This is a genomic window from Streptomyces sp. PU-14G, from assembly GCF_041028275.1.
In the GTDB taxonomy this organism is placed as follows: domain Bacteria; phylum Actinomycetota; class Actinomycetes; order Streptomycetales; family Streptomycetaceae; genus Streptomyces.
In genome coordinates, this window is sequence record NZ_JASKYT010000533.1 from 1 (window position 1) to 4,327 (window position 4,327).

Here is a 4,327-nt window from a genome sequence, read left to right on the forward strand (position 1 = left end):
CCTCCCGGCCGCTGCGTTCCCCCTCCCGACCGCTGCGCTCGTCCTTCCGGCCGCTGCGCTGGTCCTCTCGGCGCAGTGCAGAGCCCTCTTCGGCCGCTTCGACGGGGGTACAGCTCTCTCCGGCTCCCTCCCGCGGGGGTGGAGTCTCCTTCGGCTTGTGGCCCGGGGCGCCGCGACGCCGTCACCTTTCCCTCTGCTCCCCGTACTGCTTCCCCCCGTTCCGGGCCGCTGTCTGCGCAGGCCCGTACGCGGCGGACGGTCGTCCTGGTCGGTCGGCGGGGACGGTCGGCCCGCTGCTCGGAGGGGGCACATGCATGTGCCCCCGTGCCTCCGTGCCCGGCGCACGCGACGGGGCCGCGCGCTCGGCGTGCACGCCTGTCCCGCGTCGCTGCCGACGGTCCCGGCCCCTCTCGCCGCCATCCGTGCGCCGCCCGTTCGCTGTTGCGTCGCGAGTGCGTCGCGGGGCGTCAAGGCGGCGGTCGTCGTGATCGGTCGTACGCGCAGATTTGGCCGAATGACATCGGTCGCGTGTGCGGTGCCGGAGGTCGACGCCAGAGGAATATGCGCGCGCGGAACGCGGCTCCGTGGGACCGTCCGGGGGCGCAGGAGAAACGAAGGAGGGCCGCGCGCTTCACTGAGGTATGCGCCCCTTACACGCCTCCCGTGCGCCACTTACGTGGCACCATAGCCGCAACGGCAGCGGTTCCCGGTCGGCGCGCACCTGTCGCTCCGGGGCTCGCGCGGTCCGGCGGACGCCGGCGGGAGTGCCGGCAAGTGACGCGAAGGCAGGCGGCGATGCGTTGGTTGGTGGGGTGGAGCAGCGCAGCGGCAGCGCCCCATGGCCGTCGCGGCGGCTCCCGGGCCACCACGAACGGAGCGCGCTCTTCCACCGGTTCGGCCGACGCGTACGACCTGCGTGCTTCTGCCCGCGGCTCACACGCGTACGGAACCGACACCAAAGGCAGCAGCGGCAGCAGCGGTAGCAGCGGCACCAACCGCGCCAACGGCAACCACGGTTCGTACGGCGGGCCCGGTCCGTACGGCGGATTCGGCTCGTACGACGGTCTCGGCGCGCCCGACGGGCTCGGTTCGCACGACCCGTACGACGCCTACGGCCGCTACGGTCACGCCCCGCACACCGCCCACGTGCCCGACGGGGGTGACGGCGTACTCCAGCCCGTCGGGGCGCAGGTGGTGTGGGGGGACCCGGACCCGCTGTGGGCGGTCGGGGACTGGCGTCCCGACGAGATCCGGGTGGTGGAGGCGCAGCCGGGCAGCCGGCTCGCGGTGTTCGGGTGCTGCGGCGCCAGCGACGACGAACTGCGGCTCGGGCTGATCGCGGCGCGCGGCGGAGCGTTCCGTCACCTGACCGCGTGGCCCGGCAGCTACACGGCCGTCGCCTGCGTCGGCCGCCGTCTCACCATCGCCGCCGACCTGGCCGGTGTGCGGCCCGTCTTCCACACGCCGTGGGCGGGCGGTACCGCGTACGCGACAGCCGCGCTGCCACTCGCCGACCTGGTCGAGGCGGAGCTGGACTTCGGTCACCTCGCCGCACTGCTCGCCTGCCCGGACGCCCCCGAGGCGCTGGGCGACGGCACCCCCTACCGGGGGGTCAGCCGGGTGCCGCCGGGGCACGCGCTGATCGTGCGGGACGGCGGCAGCCGGGAGATCGCCGGTTATGAAGCGTCGACTTCTTTGGTGGTCGGTGCGCCGCCCGTCGACCCGGAGGCGGCCGTCGCGGGTGTCAGGGACGCGCTCGTGAACGCTGTCCGTGCCCGCCTGACCGAGCCCCGCCACGCGTCCGAACACGACATCGACGGACGGGACCCCGGGCCCGTCCCCGGCATGGGCCCTGCCGACCGGCAGCGGGCGCGCGGCGGACCCGCGCCCGGCGTCGGCGCCGACCTGTCCGGCGGGCCCGCCTCCGGCACCCTGGCCCTGCTCGCCGCCGGGCTGCCCGGAACCCCCGGCACCGTTTTCGGGTCCGGCGCGGCAGGCGCGGGCGAGCGGCTGCTGGCCGTCACCTTCAACGACCTCACCAGGGGCGGCGCACACCGCGTCCCCCACGATTCCGCGGACGCCGAGGACCACACCGCCGAACTGGAGCGGGCACATGCCATCGCGCAGAACCCGCGGTTGCGCCACCTCGTGGTCACCGGCGGCGAGGAGACGCTGCCCTACGCGGACCTGGCCGCCGGGCCCCTCACGGACGAGCCGGGCCCCGCACTCGTCGCGGCCGAACGCCACCGCAACCGGCTCACGGCCGGCAGCGCGGACCACTTCGTCGGCGCCGGGGCCCGCCAGGTCCTCGACGCGCACCCCGCCCGCCTGGCGGACCTGCTGCTGGACCGGCGCCGCCGCCACCTCGTCCGCCCCGTCGCCGCGCTGGCCCGTGCGGAGGGGCAGCGGGGGGAGGGCCAGGTGGCGGGGCGTTCGCTGCTGGTGCCCGTCACCATCTACCGAGCAGCGCGCAGGCTGGCCCGTACGCCGTACAGGGAAGGGGTCGAGCAGACAGCGGCACTGATGCGGGACGGTGGGTTCACGGCGTCCGCTTTCGAGCCGTACCCGGACGGCGGGGAGAGCGCCGTGGACGCCTCGGTGGCCGCGCTCACCTGGTGCCGCCCGGGGCCGGCGGCCCGCTGGCTGACGGGGGAGGCGCTCGCGGAGGTCTCCCTGCGGCTGGAGTCCGCGGCCCAGGCCCGCCCGTCGGTCGAAAGGCCCGGCGAACGACGGGCCCGCGCCGCCCTCGCCCGCTCCGCCGCCGACCACCGGGTCCTCGAACAGGCCGCCGAGATCCGCAACCAGCGGCTGCACGCCCCCTACTTCGACAACCAGGTCGTACGCGCAGCCCGGGAACTCCCCGACGCCCTGCGCGTACGCCCCGGAGCGCGCGCCTCCGTCCTGCGCGCCGCGCTCGCGGGAGCGGGCGTCCACGACCTCCCGGCCGGCTGGGGCGCACCGACGCAGGCCGCCCACCACGCCGCCCTCCGCGCGGGCATACGCCTCGCGTCCGACCGGCTGCTCGCACTCTTCCAGGCGCCGCTGCTCGCCGAGGCCGGACTGGTCGAGGCGCGTGTCGTACGGCAGGCCGTCCAACGGGTGGCCCGCGGCGAACCGCTGCCCCCGGAGGGCATCGCCGACCTGGCCGCCATGGAACTGTGGCTGAGCCGGCTGCTCGCCCGCCGCGGCACCTGCTGGACCGGCGCCGCCGCGCCACGCCACCGCGCCGCGGCGGCGGGCGTCCACCCCGACGCCCGCTACGAACGCAGCCTGCCGCCCACGCCCAGGTGACGGGCGCCCGCCGGTGAAGTGGCGCCCGCCGGCGACGAGGCGCCCGTGGCGCCCACCGGTGGGGTGGCGGGGGCTCGACACCGGCCCGGCCACGCCAACCGAAAAAAGCGCGCGGACATGACGACACCGACAGGGACAATAGACACGTGCGCTATCTGATCCTGGGGGCGACCGAGGCCCGCGACGACGCCGGGCGTCCCGCCCCGCTCGGCGGGCAGCGGCTGCGCGCGCTGCTCGCCGCCCTCGCGCTGCGCGCCCACAGCCGCGCACCCGCCTCACCCCAGGCGCTCATCGACGACGTGTGGGCCGAGGCCCATCCCGACGCCCTGCCGGGAGACGCGCCGGCCGCCCTGCAGGCGCTGGTGGGCAGGTTGCGCAGGGCCCTGGGAAGGGACGCCGTCGAGTCGCTCCCCGGCGGATACCGGCTGCGCCTCGACCCCGAACGCGACGAGGTCGACCTCCTCCGCTTCGAACGCCTCGCCACCGAAGGGGAACGCGCACTGGAGGAGGGCGACGCCGAACGGGCCGCACGGGTGCTCCGCGAAGCCCTCGCGCTGTGGCGCGGCCCCGCGCTGGCCGATCTGCCCGACCGCGTCGCCGTCGCCGCCCGCGCGGAGGCCCTGCGCCACGCCGCCCTCCAACGGCGCCTCACCGCCGACCTCGCCCTCGGGCACGCCACGCGCGCCCTGCCCGAACTGCGACAGCTGGCACCGGAACACCCGCTCGACGAACCGTTGCAGGTCCTCCACCTCAGAGCCCTGCACGAGAGCGGTCGCACCGCGGAGGCGCTGGCCGGTTACGAGTCCGTACGCCGGGGGATAGCGTCCCGCCTCGGCGCCGACCCGGGCGCCGAACTGCGCGCACTCCACGCCGAACTCCTCCGGGCGAGCGCCCCGGACGGCACGGAGACCGCCGCCCCGGAGGGCAGGGGGACCGCCGCCCCGGACGGTACGGGGACCGCCGCCCCGGACGGTACGGGGACCGCCGCCCCGGACGGTACGGGGACCGCCGCCCCGCACGAGGCCGCCGCCTCCAT

The 4,327-nt window shown here is 76.6% G+C and carries 2 protein-coding genes; both read left to right on the forward strand.

The window, feature by feature from the left end; translation table 11 throughout:
• Positions 1 to 795: 795 nt before the first annotated feature.
• Positions 796 to 3,291: an asparagine synthase-related protein gene (locus AB8Z75_RS32915; RefSeq protein WP_369208482.1), complete on the forward strand. Its 2,496-nt coding sequence runs from the start codon at positions 796 to 798 to the stop codon at positions 3,289 to 3,291.
• Positions 3,292 to 3,437: 146 nt separating this feature from the next.
• Positions 3,438 to 4,327 (forward strand): BTAD domain-containing putative transcriptional regulator (locus AB8Z75_RS32920; RefSeq protein WP_369208481.1); only part of this gene is annotated, 890 nt, incomplete at its 3' end.

What these genes read in the sequence shown, in the direction of transcription:
- AB8Z75_RS32915 (WP_369208482.1), top strand. Translation starts at nt 796, where the DNA reads ATGCGTTGGTTGGTGGGGTGGAGCAGCGCAGCGGCAGCGCCCCATGGC.